This window comes from Phenylobacterium sp., from assembly GCF_036402295.1.
Taxonomy (GTDB): domain Bacteria; phylum Pseudomonadota; class Alphaproteobacteria; order Caulobacterales; family Caulobacteraceae; genus Phenylobacterium.
In genome coordinates, this window is the sequence record NZ_DASWTE010000256.1 from 1 (window position 1) to 16,182 (window position 16,182).

Sequence of the window (16,182 nt, forward strand, 5' to 3'; positions counted from 1 at the left end):
GCTGACGCTCTCCAGGAAGGTCTTCAGCTCAGCGGCCTGGTCGGTGATCTGCTCGTAGCAGGTCAGCCGCTCGGCGAGGTCGGCGAGACGGGGATCCTGAGCCGCCTTCACCGCCTCCACCTGGGCCGTCGCCGCGTGATGCTTGCCGACATCGATCCCAGCGACCCGCATGCTAGACTGGCGCTGTTCCACCGACCCCTCCTTGTGGCTCCGGACCTCAAAGTCCCTGCAACCATCCGGGTCATGGAATGTCGGCGGCGGCCCTGCTCCACCTAAGCCCATAAGGCTCAGGGGACTGCGGCCCCTCCACCGACAGCCCGCCTGGCGCTGCTACGTCAGGCGGGCGTCCCGGAAGACCCCGCCAAACTACCCGCTCTCAAACAAACAAGGGGGCGAGCCTCAAGCTCCGCGGATCGACCGGGCTGTCTTGAACTCATTGACTGGGGCTCGCCCCCTCCACCATCCGCTCTTCGGCGGATGGTCCCCCTCCCGCCGCTCCGCGGCGGAGGCAAGTCACACGCGCACGAAAAAGCCGGCCCGAAGGCCGGCTTCTCCGTGTTGCACCCATTGGGGCGGTCGCTAGCGCACTGACACCTTAGTGAACAGAAACTGGGGCCAGTTCGTGAGCCAGGGCGGCGGCCACGGCGGAGGCCCTATCGGTGAGGACGGCCAGGCGTTCGCCGTCGGCGCGGTGCACCGCATACAAGGTCTGCTCAGGGTCGAGCTCGAAGCTCTGGATCTGGGCGGCCGGCGTGTTGGCGATGATCTCGGCCGCCTTGATGGGGCGGACATAGACCAGATTGGGCGCGCCAAGGGCGGCAAACGCTTCGGCAGTAAGAACAGGCGTCATCATGACCACCTCCGTAAAACTCAACGCTCCGAAAGGCCGCCGGTTCAGCCAGCCTTTCTTTTGATGGGACCCCGGATTTTCCGGCGGTCCGGCTCGGTAGACTTGTCGTAGCCTAGCCGGCGCTGCGAATTGGGATGGATTGCACCCTTTTCTCAGGCTCCGGTCGGGCCAGGTCGATGTGGAGCAGGCCGTGCTCCAGGGTCGCGCTTTCCACCACCATGCCGTCGGCCAGCACGAAGCTTCGCAGGAAGCCACGGGCGGCGATGCCGCGGTGGAGGTAGGCGTCCTCGGACTTGCCCGCGCCTTCCCGCTTGCCCGAAACCACGAGCTGTCGGTCCTCGACGGTCACGCTGAGCTGGTCGGGCGAGAAGCCGGCCACCGCCAGGGTGATGCGCAGGGCGCCGTCGCCGCGGTCCTCCACATTATAGGGGGGATAGCTCTCGGCGGCCGCCTTGGCCGCCCGCTCGATCAGGCTTCGGGTATGCTCGAAGCCCAGCAGGAACGGGCTGTCGAAGATCAGACTACGGTTCATCCAAAGAGTCCTCGCAAGAAGCGACTCTCCGGCCGACCCGCCCGGTATCGGCACGTTTCGACCGGACGAACCCTATGTGGGGATCGGCGCCGATCTGATCAATGTTAAGGGGTGCGGCGGAAGGCCCACACGCGCTGGAGCACGAAGGAGAGCGCCGGGACCGCCACGGCGACGACGGCGAGGCCCGCTCCGAACGGCCAGCCCAGCCGCTCCACCAGGAGCCAGGTGAGGCCCTGGGTGAGCGCCAGGCCCGCCAGCGACACGGCGACAAAGCGGACGAACTGCGGCCCGTGCCAGACGGCGCGGCGGAATGTGAACCGCGCGTTGCCCAGATAGCTGACGCCGACGGCGCCGAGGTAGCCCACGAGGTTCGCGGCCAACGGCGAGAGGTGCGCGAGCTCGCGGGCCGCCAGCGCGGCGGCCACGTGGGTCGCGGTGGCGGCGACGCCGACGACGGCGAACAGGGGGACCTGCTGGAAGAGCGGCCTTTCGGGCGGCCGCTCGCTCATGGGCGTTCGGCGATCAGCAGGATCGAAACGCCGAAGGGAATGTCGGTGGCCCGGAGGATCGCCTTCTCGGCGCCGAACAGGTGGCGCAGGAGCCCGTTCAGCGGTGCAGGCGGCATGGCCTCGTCGTCGCCGCCCTTGATCCTCGCCGCCGACTTGGCGAGGCGCACGGCGGCGATCGGCGGGAAGAGCACCGAGTTGAAGTAGGTGGCGCGGCGCACCTTCAGGCCCGCGGCCTCGAACAGGCGGCGGTATGCGGGCCGCGTATAGCGGCGCTTGTGGTGGTGCTGGACGTCGTGCTGGCTCCACATCCAGGCATGGGCCGGGACGGTGGTCACCAGGAAGCCGCCCGGCTTCAGGAGGCGCCCCAGGGCCGCGACCGCGCCCGCGTCGTCGTCCACATGCTCGACCACGTCGAAAGCCGTCACCAGGTCGAAGGGGCCGCCCAGATCAGGCAGGCCGTCGGGCAGCAGGCCGCCATCGACGGTCACGCCCGAGCGCTCGGCGGCGTAGGCGCGGGACTCGGCGTCGGGCTCGATCGCGCGGACGTCGCCGAAGGTCTTCAGAAGCTCGAGGTTGCCGCCCGTGCCGCAGCCCGCCTCGAGGATGCGCGCGGGTCGCGGCAGCGGAAGGCGGGCGATCTCGGCCGCCAGGATCTCGCGACGGGCGGTGAACCACCAGTGGGTCTGCTCCAGCACCCGCATGCGGTCGTAGATCTGGCGTTCCATCGGCCTAATTCCTGAAGCCTACCCGGTCGCGGAGGAGGCAGATCGTCGGCTCGCTCACTTGGCGACGAAACCGATGACGACCGAGTCGAAGTAGCCCGTCTTGTCGGCCGACACGACCCGCACGATCACCTGATGCCGACCGGGCCTGACCGCGCCAGCGGGAAGCGTGACGGTGTAGCCGGTGTTCACGAGCGCCGGGGCCTTGAAATAGCTGGCCACGTCGGTCCGCGCATGGCCGTATGCCGTCGAATAGGCCACGCCGTCGACCACCACATCGACGGCCGCTCCGGGCGCCTTGGCGACGGGATCGAAGCCGAAGCCGCTGAACGTGACCGGCCCGGCGGCGCTGATCGTGGCCGGCCGGTTCACCGGGTCCTGGGCCTCGTTGATCGCGTCCAGGTAGAAGCCGGCCATTTCGGGCCGTTTGGCCAGGCCGGCGGAAGCCCCCGCCGCCGCGGTGGGCGCAGGTGTGGCGGCCGGCACGAGAGCGGTCGCGGCAGGATCCGGCGGGTCGACGGGTCGGGGCTTGGCGTTGTCGCACGCGGCGAGCGCGGCGAGCGCCAGGACAGCGAACGGCGGCAGGAGCGATCTCAAGGGTCTGGTCTCCGGATCGACAGGCTGATTGCCACAAGGCGGGCGCCCGGAGAAGCGCCGCCGTCGAAGAGATGCAAGGAAGTGTGTAGGGGCGCTAAGTTTGGCGGCAGCAGCTGCTTGACGCCCATCAAGGCCGGCGCGAGGGGCCGCTGCTAGAGGGCGACATGAGCACCGCCGCCGCGCGCCGCGCCTACACGGGCCCGGCCCTCCTCAGCTTCGGGTTCCGCCCGTTCTTCCTGTTCGGGTCGATCTGGGCGGCGCTCGCCGTCCCGATCTGGATCTGGAGCTTCCTCGGGGGCGCCGCGCCCATCGCGCATCGCGACTGGCACGTGCACGAGATGCTGTTCGGCTTCCTCGGCGCGATCATGGCCGGCTTCCTCACCACCGCAGTCCCGAACTGGACGGGACGGATGCCGGTGATCGGGGCGCCGCTCGGCGCGCTGGTGGGCCTCTGGATCGCGGGCCGTGTGGCGATGCTGGCGGCCTGGTGGCTGGGCCCGGCGGCGGCGGCGATCGACGCGGCGTTCCTGCTGGTGTTCGCAGGCGTGGTCTGGCGCGAGGTGATCGAGGGGCGCAACTGGCGCAACCTGCCCGTCTGCGGCCTCGTCACGGTCTTCGCCTTCGCCAACGTCGCCTTCCACGTGGACACGGCCGTCTGGCAGACCGGCATGGGCGAACGGCTCGCGGTCGGAGCCGCCGCGCTGCTGCTCTGCCTTATCGGCGGCCGGATCACGCCCAGCTTCACCCGCAACTGGATGAAGGCGCGGCGACTGTCGCTGGAGCCCGCCAGCTTCTCGCCCCTGGACCAGGCCGCGCTCCTGCTCACCGGGCTCAGCGCCGTCGGCTGGGCAGCGTTCCCGACCAGCGCGATCACGGGCGGCCTGCTCCTGGCGGCGGGAGCCGCCAACCTGGCCCGGCTGGCGGGCTGGCGCGGCTGGGCGGCGGCGCGCGAGCCCCTCGTCTGGATCCTGCATGCCGGATACGCCTGGCTGGGCGTCGGACTGGCGATGCTCGGGGCCTCGCGGCTGACGGATGTGGTCCCTCAGACGGCCGGGGTCCACGCGCTGACGGCCGGGGCCATCGGCGTCATGACCCTGGCGGTGATGACGCGGGCCACCCGCGGCCACACCGGCCGTCCACTCGCGGCCGATGCGGCGACGACGGCGTTGTACGCCGCCATCAACGGCGCCGCGCTCCTCAGGCTCGCCGCGCCCTTCGCGGGCGCGTCGCAGCCCATGCTGCTCATCGCCTCGGCCGCGCTCTGGACGCTGGCGTTCGGGGGGTTCGCGGCGTGCTACGGCCGCATGCTGTCGACGCCCCGGCCGGCGTTGGCCTAGGGCTATCCCGCCGAAGGCCAAGCGCGCTCGAGGATGGCGTGCAGGTCGAGCCCGACCGGCAGCTGGCCGAAGGCGTCGGCGCGCGTTCTCACCCGGCTGGCGAGGAAAGCGTCGGCGACAGCGCCCGGCGCATGGCGCACCAGCAGCGCGGCCTGCATCGCGACCACGAGGTCACGGCAGACCCGGCGCAACGCGCCCTCGCCGAGAGGTCCGTCCAGCCCGGCCAGCATCTGGTCGAAGAGGTCGTCGAGGTGAGCATCGCCACCGCGCGCGGCCTCGAACGCCTGCGCGAGGACGTCGCGCGTCTCGGGCTCGCGCCGCACCGCCCGCAGCACGTCCAGGCACATGACGTTGCCCGAGCCTTCCCAGATCGAATAGACGGGCAGCTCGCGGTAGATGCGCGGCATGCCGCTGTCCTCCACATAGCCGTTGCCGCCGAGCACCTCGAGCGCCTCGGCCGCCAGGATGGGGCCGCGCTTGCACACCCAGAACTTCGCCGCGGGCGTGACGAGCCGTCGGAACAGCGCCTCGCCATGATCGCCCTGGGCGTCGAAGGCGCCCGCGAGGCGAAAAGCCAGGGCCGTCGCGGCCTCAACTTCAAGGGCGAGGTCGGCCAGCACGTTGGTCATCAGCGGCTGGTCGACCAGACGGCGCTGGAACGCGGTGCGGTGGCGCGCATGGTGCAACGCCTGGACCAGAGCCTGCCGCTGCACGCCGGCTGACCCCACGACATTGTCGAGCCGCGTGTAGCCGACCATCTCGATGATGGTCGCCACGCCGCGGCCCTCCTCGCCCACCAGCCAACCCACCGCGTCATCGAACTCCACTTCGCTCGAGGCGTTCGACCGGTTCCCCAGCTTGTCCTTCAGCCGCAAGAAGCGCAGGCCGTTCGGCTGCCCGTCCGGCAACCAGCGCGGCAGGAAGAAGCATGACAGGCCTCGTGGCGCCTGAGCCAGCACGAGGAAGGCGTCGCACATCGGCGCCGACATGAACCACTTGTGCCCGTCGATCAGGTAGAGCCGGGCGTCGCCGGCAGAGCTCAGGGCCTCGGCTCTTGTCGTGTTCGCGCGGACGTCCGAGCCACCCTGCTTCTCGGTCATGCCCATGCCGACGAGCGCGCTTGACTTGTCGGCTATGGGCCGATGCGCCGGGTCGTAGGTGCGGGAGTAGAGTTTTGGCAGCCAGGCGCGCACGACTTCCGGCGCCTCCGCCAGTACGGGCGCTGCGGCGTAGGTCATCGACAGCGGGCAACTCGTCCCGGCCTCCACCTGGCCGCTCAGGTAGAGCCCGGCGGCGCGGTGGACATGGGCGCCCGGCCGCGGATCGGACCAAGGCGAGGCATGTATGCCCTGCCGGACCTGGAGCCCCATGAGCTGGTGGTAGGCGGGATGGAACTCCACCCAATCGGTCCGATGACCGAAGCGGTCGAACGCGTGCAGCCGGGGCGGCTCCCGGTTCGCGACGGCGCCCAGGGCCAGGACCTCCGGCGTCCCCAGGGCGCGGCCATAGGCGGCCAGGTCGTCGCGGCCCCAGCGCGCACCTTCGCGATCCACCGCCTCGACGAGCGCAGCGTCGGATGAGAAGAGATCGTAGCCCTCTAGCGGCGGCGGCTGGTTGAAGACCTCATGCGACTTGCCGGCGAGGCTCATCACGCACTCCCTCGATGATGCCGCGCAGCTCACCGACCAGCTCCGGTAGAAGGTGGCTGCGCATGCGGGCGTCGGCCCAAAAGGGGTTCATCACCACACACCTCACCAGCACCAGGCGATCGGCGTCCACATCCCCACCATAGCTCGCGACGTGGTCGGCGATCAGTTCGCCGTGGGTTCCGGCGCCCAGCACGGTTCGCGACATCGAGAAGGCGGGCGACCCCGCGATCCTGGCATGGACAGCCGCCGTGCGTTCGTTCGCACGGCTGAGGCTGTCGCCATCCTCCGCGACCGAGAAGCAGAAGATGTTGCTGTCCATCGGCTCGAGGAGCCGCACCTCGTCAGCGGCGGCGCCCAGCGCGGCCCGCAGCGTCCGGGCGGAATCCAGGGTGGCGCGCAGGACCGCGCCCAGGCCATCGGGCCCGAAGCCCAGGCTCTCGCCCATAAGCCAGGTGGCGGCGCCCCCGGTCGCCGGACGCGAGCCCTCGATGGTGCGGGTCCAGGGCGCCGCCCCGAGCTCCGCGCGATCGATGTAGGGGGCGGCGAACGACGAGACGGCGTCGCAAGCCCCGTCCCGGGCCAGAAACGCGCCGCAGGCGTAGGGCACGTAGCCCAGCTTGTGTGGATCGATGGTCACGCTCTCGGCCGTGCGGATCGCCCGCAGGGCCACGCGGCGCGCCGGCTCCAGGAGCGGCTCGTCCGGATCCAGGGCGCAGAAGAATCCGCCGTAGGCCGCGTCGACGTGATGCCAGATGTCGATGCCGTCGTCGCGCAGCGCCTGCAGCCGGAACGCGACCTCGTCGATGGGATCGAACTCGCCCATCTCGGTCGTGCCGGCGACGGTCACGACCATCAGAATGGGCCGGCCGCGCCGGCGGGCCTCGTCGATGCGCGACATCAGGGCGTCGGGGCACAGGCGGCCCTGGCGGTCGAGCGCCACGGGCCAGAACGCCTCCTCGCCGAGTCCGAAGAGGTTCGCCGCCTTGACCCACGAATAGTGCTTGTGGCCGGGGACCAGCATCACCGGGCCTCGGTATGGAAGAGCGCTCAGTCGGCCGATCCGCTCGGCCGCTTCCAGAGCGTTGCCCACCACGCCGCTCGCCGCCCGCAACGCCGCGTCGTCCAGGCCGTGGCGGGCGGCCAGGCGTTCGGCCGCGGCCGCGGGACGGTGCGCGGTGGCGAAGACATCCAGCGGTGTGCCGGTCCGCCCGGCCAGGGCGACGCCCAGCGCGAGGCGGTGGTCCAGCCGGTAGCGTGCGCGCCAGACGGCCTCCAGGTTCGCCACCGTCCCACCGGAGGTGAAGTGGCCGCGCGCCGCCGCCGGGTCATAGCCGACCATCGCGGTCAGCCGCCCGATCGCCTCGGCCTCGATCAGCGTGCCGACGCGCGAGGCCTCCTTCGAGGTATTGTTGGGATTGTGCAGCAGCGCCGCGAAGTGTCCGAGCAGGCCGGGCAGCGCGAGCTCGGACGACATGTGGCCCATGTAGCGCGGCGTATAGGTCGGCAGCTCGCCGCGGAGGCGCACAATCAGGGCCGCCAACCCATCCTCCATGCGCGCTCGCACCCGCTGGAACGCCGGACCGGCCTGCTCGGCGCGCGTGATCGCCGCGGGGTCGACGTTGAACAGTTGCCCCCGCTCCACGAACCAGTCGCTGAGGGTGTGTTCGAACGCGTCGCGGACCCAGGCTTCGTTCTCGGCCTTGGGACCCAGGAAGTACGGCTTGAAGGCGAGGTCGTGCGGCATGGCCCCCTGCTTCGCCCGGTGGGGCGGGAAACAGAATGATCGAAGTCAAGCCGCAGCGCTCGCGTCGGAGCCGGCCGAATTTGACCGAGGTCATGGCCGCGGAAGCGGCGGCGGGCTGTGATCGATTAAATGTTGACCACCTACGAATTCTACGTGGCCCAGGCGGATGGCGCGGAACCGCGCTTCGTGCCGGTGCTGTGCGAGTCCGAACGCGAGCTCGTCCGGCGGGCGCGCGAGCTCCTTGGCGAGAAGAATGCGGCCTTCGTCGAGGTTCGGCGGGCCGGCCAGCCGCTGTTCCGCCTGGACCGCTGACCCGGCGCGACAGGGTGCGACGCCCTGTCTCCGGCCAGATTGACTTTGGACAAATGCCGCGGCGCCCGGACCGGATAGGGAAGGAGCCGACCTTCACGGACAGGGCCTCCATGCCGCCTGACACCCTCGCTTCCGATCGCGCGGCCGCAGGCGCCGCGGCGACCCTTCACGTTCGGTTCTTCGGCGAGGTCGCCGATTTGCTCGGGCGGGCCGCCGTGGCGCAGGAGCTGGCGGTCGGCGACCCCTGGGTGCTGCCCGGGCAGGAGGTCGCCTTCTTTTCCGCCTTCTCGGGGGGTTGATGATGAACGCCATCCCGTCCGTGGCCGCCAAGCGCAGGCCTGGTATCGACCAGAGCCTGCCGTTCCATCCGTTGAACATCGCCGTGCTCACCATCTCCGATACGCGCACGCGCGAGACCGACACCTCGGGCGCGCTGCTGGCGGACCGCCTGTCCGGGGCCGGCCACCGGCTGGCGGGGCAGACGATCGTCCCCGACGAGATCGAGGCGATCCGGGCGCAGGTCCGCGCCTGGGCCGCCGCGCCGGACATCGACGTGATCCTGACGACCGGCGGCACGGGGTTCGCCCCCCGCGACGTCACGCCCGAGGCCGTGCGCCCGCTGCTGCACCGGGAGATGGACGGCTTCGCCGTCGTGTTCCACCAGGCGAGCCATGGTGTGGTCGGCGTGTCCACGCTGCAGTCCCGCGCGCTGGCCGGCCAGATCGACGACACCTTCATCTTCTGCGTGCCGGGCTCGACGGGCGCCTGCCGCGACGCCTGGGACCTGGTCCTGGGCCAGGAGCTCGACAGCCGCTTCAGGCCCTGCTCGCTGGTCGGCCAGGTGCCGCGCTACCGCGGTGTCTGCGCGTGATCACCTTCGACGAAGCCTGTCGGCGCATCGCGGGGATCGCGCGTCCGCTCGGCATGGAGACGGTCCCGCTCGAGATGGCCTGGAACCGTGTCCTGGCTACGCCCGTCGTCGCAGCGCACATGGCCCCGTGCGCGGCGGTCTCTGCGATGGACGGCTATGCCGTGCGCGACGCCGACATCCGCGCCGGGACAAACCGCCTGCGCGTGGTCGGCGAGGCCTTCGCCGGGCCGGGCGGTCACGACCGGCCGCTGGAGCCGGGCGAATGCGTGCGCATCTTCACCGGCGCCCGGCTGCCCCTCGGCGCCGACCGCGTGCTCATCCAGGAGAACGTCCAGGCGGTCGCAGGCGAAGTCTGTTTCGAGGGTTCCCCCGGCGGCGCCCGCCACGTGCGCGCGGCGGGATCCGATTTCGCGCCCGGCGACGTCCTGCTCGAGGCCGGGACCCCGTTGAGCCCGCAGGCGCTGGTGACCGCCGCGGCCGCGGACTGCGGGACGCTCCAGGTCTTCCGCCGGCCGCGCGTCGCGATCCTCAGCACCGGCGACGAGCTCGTGAGCCCCGGCCATGCCGCCGAGCTGCGGGGCGCCGTGCCCGAGAGCGTGTCCTTCGGCGTCTGCGCCCTCGTGCGGGCCTGGGGCGGCGAGGTGGTGGGTCGGCGGCGGCTGGGCGACGACCTCGCCGCGCTCCGCTCTGCGGCCCGCGCGGCCCTAGACGAGGCCGATGTCGTGGTCACGACAGGCGGAGCTTCGGTGGGTGAGCGCGACCATTCCAAGACCATGTTCACCCCCTTCGGCATGACCTGCGTGTTCGAGAAGGTCGCTATCAAGCCCGGCAAGCCCGTCTGGGTGGGTAAGGTTGGCGACCGGATCGTCGTCGGCCTCCCGGGGAACCCATCCGCGGCGATGGTGACCGCCCGCCTCGTGCTGGCGCCCCTGCTGGCGGGCCTCTCGGGCCGCTCTCCGGCGTCGGCGCTGGCCTGGCGGACCGCGACGCTGGGCGCCGGGCTCGGTGACGGCTGCGATCGCGAAACGTTCCTGCGCGCCCGAACTGGACCGGAAGGCGTCCGCTCGCTCGGCAGCCAGGATTCGAGCGCCCAGAGGGGGCTGGCCGCCACCGAGTTGCTGATAAGGCGTCCGGCCCACGCCACCGCGCTGGACGCCGGCGCGGCGGTTGACATCCTGGCGTTCTGACCCGCGCCGCAGGTTCAGTTCAGGAGCGCCGCGTATAGCACCTCGTCCTCCTGCCGCAGGTGAGCCCGCAGGTCGGCCTCCAGCTTGTTGCAGAGCCGGGAGAGCGCGCACCAGTCCTCAGCGGCGCCCAGCCGAGACGCGTAGGTCCTCGTCAACTCCCGAAGCCGTAGCAGCAGCACCTCGACATCCACGTGTTCGGACATCATCAGGCGGCTGGCCAGGTCGAGCGCCCGCCGGCCACCCGTGATCAGCAGCGGGAGCAGGCTGTGCTCTTCCTGCACGCGCAGAGTGTGGACTCTGCTCGACAGCGCGGCGAGGTGATCGGCTAAGCCGACCGGGCGGTCGGGGTCGCGGGCGTGCCGCGCCTCCACGCGCTGCGCCAGCTGGATGGCTTCGGCGATGTCGGCCCAGCTGGGGCCGCCGCCACGTTCGCGCAGCTGCGCGGCGAGACGGGCGACGTCGCCGTGCGATGCGGAGGCCCGCGGCGTCAAAGGTGTCTGCAGAGCGGGCCGGTTCATCGCGTCTTCCCTTTCGAATAGCAGCTCCAGCCTACAGCCGCTGCTCGCCCCACACTTTGAACCGCGCCCTCTAAGGAATTGATATTCAACAAGTCTCCTGTCTGCTCCCGACATGCCACGGCGGCGGACCGATGGTCCGCCGCCGCTCCGCCCAGCCTCTCGGTGTGGAATCGCGGCCGAGGCTTCCCCCCTCGGCCTCCACGCGGGCGTCAGCTCAGGAATGGCGCAAAGAGCACCTCGTTCTCGAGCCGCATGTGTTCGGTCAGGTCGCAGTCGAGCTTGCGGCATGCCCGCACGAGCGCCCGCCAGGTCTCGCAGGCCCGGTCCGGCGCGGCATAGTCGTGCGTCAGCGTGCGCAGGCGGGCGAGTTGCTCATCCACATCCGCGTGCTCGACCATCATCCGACCGATCGGGAACCGGATCATCGGCCCGCCGCCGTTCAGGATCATCGGGAACAGCACCTGCTCTTCGCGCTGCTGGTGGCCCTCGAGGTCATCGGCCATGAGCGCCAGGTGATCGGCCAGGCCGCGCGGACACCGCGGGTCGGCGGCGTGGACCGCCTCGACCTTGCGCGCCAGTCGGATCGCCTCCGGGAATTCCCGGCGGTGGGTCTGGTGATACCGCGTGAGGATGAGCTCGATCAGGCCGACGACATCGTCGCCGGCCGGTTGGGTTCCAGGCGCCGCGGCCATGAACGCACAGGACACGACGGGCGGGGCGCCCTCTGAGAAGGCCGATCGGCGAGCGTCATCGAGCAAGGCAAGACTCCTTTGAGCGAAACCCTATCAGGGCCTCCGCCGGCGCGCCTTGAGCCCTGCCCGGTCGGCCTTTGACGTTCGGCAAGCCGCGGCTTGCCGTTTTTGGCGGCCTGCGACGCCGGGGTGCGACAGCGCCTGAGGCCGGGAATCACCCAGCCTTGCCCTCCTTCCGAAGGAGGTCGCGAAATGGCGTTCGACAACCCGCTGGCCGGCGAGGTCTGGTCCAGCAAGTACCGCTTCAAGTCGCGGGAGGGGGGCGGTGACGCGGACCTCGAGGCCACCCGGGATCGCGTGGCTTCCGCCCTCGCCCAGGCCGAGGCGCCGGAGCGGCGGGCGCAGGTGCGCGAATCCTTCCTCGACGCGCTGCGCGACCATCGCTTCCTGCCCGCCGGCCGGATCCTCGCCGGCGCGGGCACGGCCCGGAACGTCACGCTGTTCAACTGCTTCGTCATGGGCCGCATCCCCGACGACCTGGCCGGGATCTTCGCCCACGTCCGCGAGGCCGCCGTCACCCTGCAGCAGGGCGGCGGGGTTGGGATGGATTTCTCGTCGATCCGGCCGGCGGGCGCGGCGGTGGTCGGGGTCGGGGCCGACGCCTCGGGCCCGCTCAGCTTCATGGACGTGTGGGACGCCATGTGCCGGACGATCCTGTCCGCCGGACAGCGACGGGGCGCGATGATGGGTTGCCTGCGCATCGATCACCCCGACATCGAGGCCTTCATCGACGCCAAGCGCGACCCGCAGCGTTTCCGCAGCTTCAACCTGTCGGTGCTCGTGCCGGACGCCTTCATGGCCGCACTCGCGGCGGACCGCGAATGGCCCCTGGCGTTCGAGGGGACCGTCCAGCGCACTGTCCGCGCAGCCGACCTCTGGAGGCGGCTGATGCAGGCGACCTATGACGCGGCCGAACCGGGCGTGATCTTCATCGACCGCGTCAACGCCCGAAACAACCTCGCCTATTGCGAGACGATCGTGGCGAGCAATCCCTGCGGCGAGCAGATGCTGCCGCCCTACGGGGCTTGCCTGCTGGGCTCGATCAACCTGGCCCGGCTGGTGGCCACGCCGTTCCAGCCGGCCGCCGAGCTGGACGAAGGCGAACTCGCGCAGCTCACGCGCACCGCCGTGCGCATGCTGGACAACGTCATCGACCTCTCGCGCTACCCGCTCGAGGCGCAGGAGAAGGAGGCGAAGGCCAAGCGGCGGATCGGCCTCGGCGTCACTGGCCTCGCCGACGCGCTGGTGTTCTGCGGCGTTCCCTATGGCTCGCCGCGCGCCGTCGAGCTGACCGGCCGCTGGCTCGCGACGCTGCAACGCGAGGCCTACCGTGCGTCGGCCGACCTGGCGGCCGAGAAGGGCGCCTTCCCGCTGTACGACCGCGCGATCCTCGACAGCCCCAATCTCCTGGCGCTCGACGCCGAGACCCGGGAAGCGATCGCCCGGCAGGGCCTGCGCAACGGCTGCCTCACGTCCATCGCCCCCACCGGCACGACGTCGCTGCTGGCCGGCAACGTGTCGTCGGGCATCGAGCCCGTCTTCGCCTACGCCTACACGCGCAAGATCCGCCAGCCCGACGAGTCGGTTCGCGAGGAACCGGTCGAGGACTATGCGCTCGCCGCCTGGAAGCGGCTGCACGGCGACACGCCCCCGCCTGAGGACGTGTTCGTCAGCGCCCAGACCCTGACGCCGGCCGACCACGTACGCATGCAGGCGGCGGCCCAGGCCCACGTGGACAGCTCCATCTCCAAGACCATCAACTGTCCCGAGGACATTCCGTACGAAGCCTTCCAGGACGTCTACCGCGACGCCTACGACCAGGGCTGCAAGGGGCTCACCACCTACCGTCCCAACGCAGTCACCGGCTCGGTGCTTTCCGTCGGCCCGCCGCCGCAGCCGGAACCGAAGCTGCCCAGCCGGCCCGAGTCCCTCGAGGGCGCCACGTACAAGATCACCTGGCCCGACAGCGCCCACGCCACCTACGTCACCATCAACGACATCGTCGACGACGCCGGCCGGCGGCCGTTCGAGATCTTCGTCAACTCCAAGAACATGGAGCACTACGCCTGGACGCTCGGCCTCACACGGATGATCTCGGCGGTGTTCCGGCGCGGCGGCGACGTGAGCTTCGTGGCCGACGAGCTGAAAGCGGTGTTCGATCCGCGCGGCGGGGCGTGGCTGGGCGGGCGCTATGTTCCCTCCCTGCTCGCGGCGATCGGCGGTGTCCTCGAACGGCACCAGAAGGCCGAGGCCCCGACGCCCGCGCCGGCGGCGACCCTGCCCCCGGGACCGTTTGCGGCGGCGTCGTGCCCCCGGTGTGGGAGCTTCGAGCTGCAGCGGAAGGAAGGATGCGACACGTGCCTGTCTTGCGGTCATTCCAAGTGCGGCTGAGCTTGACGCGTATCAAGGCGGGCCGCCCTCGCCTGTCCTAGCGTCCGACCACTGCTCCGAGCGTCCCGGCCTACAGCGCATCCATCCTCCGCGCCACGGCGAGGTCGCCGCGCCGGCGTCCCGCCGGCAAGGGTGGCGGAGGAAACTCCGCCGCCTCCCGCGCTTGGAAAGGAGCCCGCGTTGGGACGTCTCGTCGACGGCTTCGGCCGCCGTTTCCGCTACCTGCGGCTCTCGGTCACCGAGGTGTGCAACTTCCGCTGCACCTATTGCCTGCCGGACGGGTTCAGCAAGTCGGGGCCGCTCGACTTCATCTCGCCGATCGAGGCCGAGCGGGTCGTGCGCGCCTTCGCCGCCATGGGCGTGTCCAAGGTGCGGCTGACCGGCGGCGAGCCCAGCGTCCGGCGCGATCTGCCCGAGATCATGGCCCGGTCCGCCGCCACGCCCGGCGTCGACAAGGTGTGCGTCACCACCAACGGCTGGAACCTGACCCGACAGATCGATAGCTGGCGCGCCGCGGGCCTCACGAACCTCAATGTCAGCATCGACTCCCTGGATCGGGACGCGTTCCGGCGGATCACCGGCCACGATCGCCTGGGCTCGGTCGTCGCCGGCCTGGACCGGGCGCTGGCGGTTGGAGTCCCCACCGTGAAGGTCAACGGCGTGCTGCTGCGCGAGACGGCTGACGCAGGCCTCGACGCCTTCGCCGACTTCGTGCGCGAGCGGCCCGTCGCCGTCCGGTTCATCGAGCTGATGCGCACCGGAGACAATGCCGAGTTCTTCGCTGCCAACCACGTGCCCGGCGCGCGGCTCACCGACTGGCTCGGCGCGCGGGGATGGACGCGGCGCGAGCGCGCAGCCGACGATGGGCCGGCCGTGGAGTACACGCACCCCGACCATGCGGGCCGCATCGGCCTGATCGCGCCCTATGCCCCGGGCTTCTGCGACAGCTGCAACCGACTGCGGGTCACCGCCCGCGGCCAATTGCGGCTCTGCCTGTTCGGCGAGCTGGGCGTCAACCTCAAGGATCTGCTCGAGAGGGATGAGCCCGAGGCCCTGCAGGCGCGGATCGTGCGCGCCCTCGCGGGCAAGCCCGCCGGCCATCGTCTGCACGAAGCGAACAGCGGAGACACCCGGCAGCTCGCCCAGTTCGGCGGCTGAGGGTCAGGCCACCTTCGCTGGCCGCGGCCAGCGTTCGCGCTGGGCCTTTCCGGACAGGGTTCCCGTCACCGGCTGGTGGTTGTCGATCAGCGGATCGGGCTTGGCCAGCCGCTCCAGCACCACGGGCCGGGTGATCGTCACCTGTGGACCACGCACCTCCACGCCGTAGTCGGCGATGGCGGCGAACGCCCGGGACAGGTTCTCGGGCGTCATGCCGAGCAGCGAGGCCAGCACGCGCTTCTCGTGCGGCAGCGTGAAGGTCGGGTCGCCGCCTTGGCGCAGGCGCTGGGTGATCAGGTAGTTGGCCAGCCGCTCCAGGCCGCCGCGCAGCTTCTGGTTCTTCAGCGTGCGCACGAGGCCGCGGTAACAGCCGGCCAGCTCCTGGGCCACCGCGAAGCCGAACGAAGCGTCCTCCTGCATGGCCCGGCGGATCGCCTCGCCCGAGAGCATGAGGATGTCCGAGCGTTCCAGCGTGCGGGCGCTCATCAGGCCATCGGCATCCAGCACCACAGCGGCCAGGATGAAGGTCGAGACGGGCTTCAGGATCGCCAGCGTCGTCTCCTTGTCGTTCCAGGTCCCCTCGAGCTCCACGACGCCGTCGAGCAGCACATAGAGGAAGTCGACCTGGTCGCCCTCGAGCAGCAGGGTGGTCCCCGCCGGAAAGCGCTGCAGGAACGCGCCGCCCGTCACATGACGGAAGGTGTTGTCCGAACAGCCGGAGAACAGGGGCAGGGCTCGGACCCGCTCCAGTTCGACGTCTCGCATCGGCATTTGCGTATGGCCCCCGGTGTGACATGCGAGGAGTGCCGGGGCCGACGGGACGGCGCGTTGATCTTCGTCAATCGGGGCGTCGCGCAAACGGCCAATTGATCTTGGTCAAGTGGACAGCTGATCTAAATCTAAATCTACGTAGTACTACGGAATCTGCGCCTGTTTGCCGCAACGTGTTTGCACTAATTCTCACGAGATGGCCGCCTTGATTGACGTTCGTCAAACCAAGATGCGCAGGCCTATCGCATGACCTGAAGCGAGGTGGGGGCGACCCCACGAAGC

Annotated in this window: 18 protein-coding genes and 1 riboswitch; of the genes, 7 read left to right on the forward strand and 11 right to left on the reverse strand. The window is 70.5% G+C overall.

Annotation, left to right across the window (positions count from 1 at the left end):
* The 6 genes from VGD44_RS15625 to VGD44_RS15650 all read right to left on the reverse strand — a co-directional run.
* The coding region (locus VGD44_RS15625) for a hypothetical protein (protein ID WP_331088700.1) at positions 1-192 on the reverse strand (192 nt) is incomplete at its 3' end.
* Between the two features lie 403 nt (positions 193-595).
* Entirely contained in the window at positions 596-853 is a 258-nt protein-coding gene (locus VGD44_RS15630; protein ID WP_331088702.1) for a DUF1150 family protein, read from the reverse strand.
* Positions 854-962: 109 nt separating this feature from the next.
* Positions 963-1,382: an Hsp20 family protein gene (locus VGD44_RS15635; protein WP_331088704.1), complete on the reverse strand. Its 420-nt coding sequence runs from the start codon at positions 1,380-1,382 to the stop codon at positions 963-965.
* Between the two features lie 104 nt (positions 1,383-1,486).
* On the reverse strand, positions 1,487-1,891 hold the full coding sequence (locus VGD44_RS15640) for a GtrA family protein (RefSeq protein ID WP_331088707.1): 405 nt from the start codon (positions 1,889-1,891) through the stop codon (positions 1,487-1,489).
* On the reverse strand, positions 1,888-2,616 hold the full coding sequence (locus VGD44_RS15645; RefSeq protein WP_331088710.1) for a class I SAM-dependent methyltransferase: 729 nt from the start codon (positions 2,614-2,616) through the stop codon (positions 1,888-1,890). Before VGD44_RS15645 ends, VGD44_RS15640 begins: the two co-directional genes overlap by 4 nt.
* A 54-nt stretch (positions 2,617-2,670) precedes the next feature.
* Complete coding sequence (locus VGD44_RS15650) at positions 2,671-3,210, reverse strand: hypothetical protein (RefSeq protein WP_331088712.1); 540 nt, start codon at positions 3,208-3,210, stop codon at positions 2,671-2,673.
* Positions 3,211-3,374: 164 nt separating this feature from the next.
* Between VGD44_RS15650 and VGD44_RS15655 the strand changes: the two genes are divergently transcribed.
* Positions 3,375-4,547 (forward strand): NnrS family protein, encoded by a 1,173-nt coding sequence (locus tag VGD44_RS15655; RefSeq protein WP_331088714.1) that lies wholly within the window; start codon positions 3,375-3,377, stop codon positions 4,545-4,547.
* A 2-nt stretch (positions 4,548-4,549) separates the two neighbouring features.
* On the opposite strand, the gene VGD44_RS15660 is transcribed toward VGD44_RS15655, so the two are convergent.
* The gene (locus VGD44_RS15660; RefSeq protein ID WP_331088716.1) at positions 4,550-6,196 is read right to left on the reverse strand and encodes an isovaleryl-CoA dehydrogenase; all 1,647 of its coding nucleotides are present in this window, start codon (positions 6,194-6,196) and stop codon (positions 4,550-4,552) included.
* The gene (locus VGD44_RS15665) at positions 6,171-7,940 is read right to left on the reverse strand and encodes a pyridoxal phosphate-dependent decarboxylase family protein (RefSeq protein ID WP_331088719.1); all 1,770 of its coding nucleotides are present in this window, start codon (positions 7,938-7,940) and stop codon (positions 6,171-6,173) included. Before VGD44_RS15665 ends, VGD44_RS15660 begins: the two co-directional genes overlap by 26 nt.
* A 129-nt stretch (positions 7,941-8,069) precedes the next feature.
* Here VGD44_RS15665 and VGD44_RS15670 point away from each other — a divergent pair, with 129 nt between their 5' ends.
* The 4 genes from VGD44_RS15670 (at position 8,070) to VGD44_RS15685 (ending at position 10,310) form a co-directional block, all read left to right on the forward strand.
* On the forward strand, positions 8,070-8,252 hold the full coding sequence (locus VGD44_RS15670; protein WP_331088721.1) for a hypothetical protein: 183 nt from the start codon (positions 8,070-8,072) through the stop codon (positions 8,250-8,252).
* Positions 8,253-8,362: 110 nt separating this feature from the next.
* Positions 8,363-8,551, forward strand: a complete 189-nt coding sequence (locus VGD44_RS15675) for a hypothetical protein (RefSeq protein WP_331088723.1) — start codon at positions 8,363-8,365, stop codon at positions 8,549-8,551.
* Between the two features lie 2 nt (positions 8,552-8,553).
* The gene (moaB, locus tag VGD44_RS15680) at positions 8,554-9,123 is read left to right on the forward strand and encodes a molybdenum cofactor biosynthesis protein B (RefSeq protein WP_414694673.1); all 570 of its coding nucleotides are present in this window, start codon (positions 8,554-8,556) and stop codon (positions 9,121-9,123) included.
* The gene (locus tag VGD44_RS15685; RefSeq protein WP_331088727.1) at positions 9,120-10,310 is read left to right on the forward strand and encodes a molybdopterin molybdotransferase MoeA; all 1,191 of its coding nucleotides are present in this window, start codon (positions 9,120-9,122) and stop codon (positions 10,308-10,310) included. Before moaB ends, VGD44_RS15685 begins: the two co-directional genes overlap by 4 nt.
* 14 nt (positions 10,311-10,324) lie before the next feature.
* Here VGD44_RS15685 and VGD44_RS15690 read toward each other — a convergent pair whose 3' ends face one another.
* Both VGD44_RS15690 and VGD44_RS15695 read right to left on the reverse strand, forming a co-directional pair.
* Positions 10,325-10,828: a hemerythrin domain-containing protein gene (locus tag VGD44_RS15690; protein ID WP_331088729.1), complete on the reverse strand. Its 504-nt coding sequence runs from the start codon at positions 10,826-10,828 to the stop codon at positions 10,325-10,327.
* Positions 10,829-11,037: 209 nt separating this feature from the next.
* Positions 11,038-11,586, reverse strand: coding sequence for a hemerythrin domain-containing protein (locus VGD44_RS15695; RefSeq protein ID WP_331088731.1), 549 nt, complete (start codon positions 11,584-11,586; stop codon positions 11,038-11,040).
* A 186-nt stretch (positions 11,587-11,772) separates the two neighbouring features.
* On the opposite strand from VGD44_RS15695, the gene VGD44_RS15700 reads away from it, so the two are divergent.
* Positions 11,773-13,971 carry an adenosylcobalamin-dependent ribonucleoside-diphosphate reductase gene (locus tag VGD44_RS15700; RefSeq protein ID WP_331088733.1) on the forward strand — a complete coding sequence of 733 codons (2,199 nt, stop codon included), beginning with the start codon at positions 11,773-11,775 and terminating at the stop codon, positions 13,969-13,971.
* A gap of 42 nt (positions 13,972-14,013) precedes the next feature.
* Positions 14,014-14,161: riboswitch (molybdenum cofactor riboswitch) on the forward strand.
* Entirely contained in the window at positions 14,152-15,129 is a 978-nt protein-coding gene (moaA, locus tag VGD44_RS15705) for a GTP 3',8-cyclase MoaA (RefSeq protein WP_331088735.1), read from the forward strand. Its footprint overlaps the riboswitch before it by 10 nt.
* Before the next feature lie 3 nt (positions 15,130-15,132).
* On the opposite strand, the gene VGD44_RS15710 is transcribed toward moaA, so the two are convergent.
* Positions 15,133-15,894 (reverse strand): cyclic nucleotide-binding domain-containing protein, encoded by a 762-nt coding sequence (locus VGD44_RS15710; RefSeq protein WP_331088737.1) that lies wholly within the window; start codon positions 15,892-15,894, stop codon positions 15,133-15,135.
* Between the last annotated feature and the right edge of the window lie 288 nt (positions 15,895-16,182).

Coding starts and splice junctions, on each gene's coding strand:
- VGD44_RS15655 (WP_331088714.1), top strand. CDS start 3,375: ATGAGCACCGCCGCCGCGCGCCGCGCCTACACGGGCCCGGCCCTCCTC.
- VGD44_RS15700 (WP_331088733.1), top strand. CDS start 11,773: ATGGCGTTCGACAACCCGCTGGCCGGCGAGGTCTGGTCCAGCAAGTAC.
- VGD44_RS15710 (WP_331088737.1), bottom strand. CDS start 15,894: ATGCGAGACGTCGAACTGGAGCGGGTCCGAGCCCTGCCCCTGTTCTCC.
- VGD44_RS15640 (WP_331088707.1), bottom strand. CDS start 1,891: ATGAGCGAGCGGCCGCCCGAAAGGCCGCTCTTCCAGCAGGTCCCCCTG.
- VGD44_RS15675 (WP_331088723.1), top strand. CDS start 8,363: ATGCCGCCTGACACCCTCGCTTCCGATCGCGCGGCCGCAGGCGCCGCG.
- VGD44_RS15660 (WP_331088716.1), bottom strand. CDS start 6,196: ATGAGCCTCGCCGGCAAGTCGCATGAGGTCTTCAACCAGCCGCCGCCG.
- VGD44_RS15630 (WP_331088702.1), bottom strand. CDS start 853: ATGATGACGCCTGTTCTTACTGCCGAAGCGTTTGCCGCCCTTGGCGCG.
- VGD44_RS15670 (WP_331088721.1), top strand. CDS start 8,070: ATGTTGACCACCTACGAATTCTACGTGGCCCAGGCGGATGGCGCGGAA.
- VGD44_RS15645 (WP_331088710.1), bottom strand. CDS start 2,616: ATGGAACGCCAGATCTACGACCGCATGCGGGTGCTGGAGCAGACCCAC.
- moaB (WP_414694673.1), top strand. CDS start 8,554: ATGAACGCCATCCCGTCCGTGGCCGCCAAGCGCAGGCCTGGTATCGAC.
- VGD44_RS15690 (WP_331088729.1), bottom strand. CDS start 10,828: ATGAACCGGCCCGCTCTGCAGACACCTTTGACGCCGCGGGCCTCCGCA.
- VGD44_RS15635 (WP_331088704.1), bottom strand. CDS start 1,382: ATGAACCGTAGTCTGATCTTCGACAGCCCGTTCCTGCTGGGCTTCGAG.
- VGD44_RS15665 (WP_331088719.1), bottom strand. CDS start 7,940: ATGCCGCACGACCTCGCCTTCAAGCCGTACTTCCTGGGTCCCAAGGCC.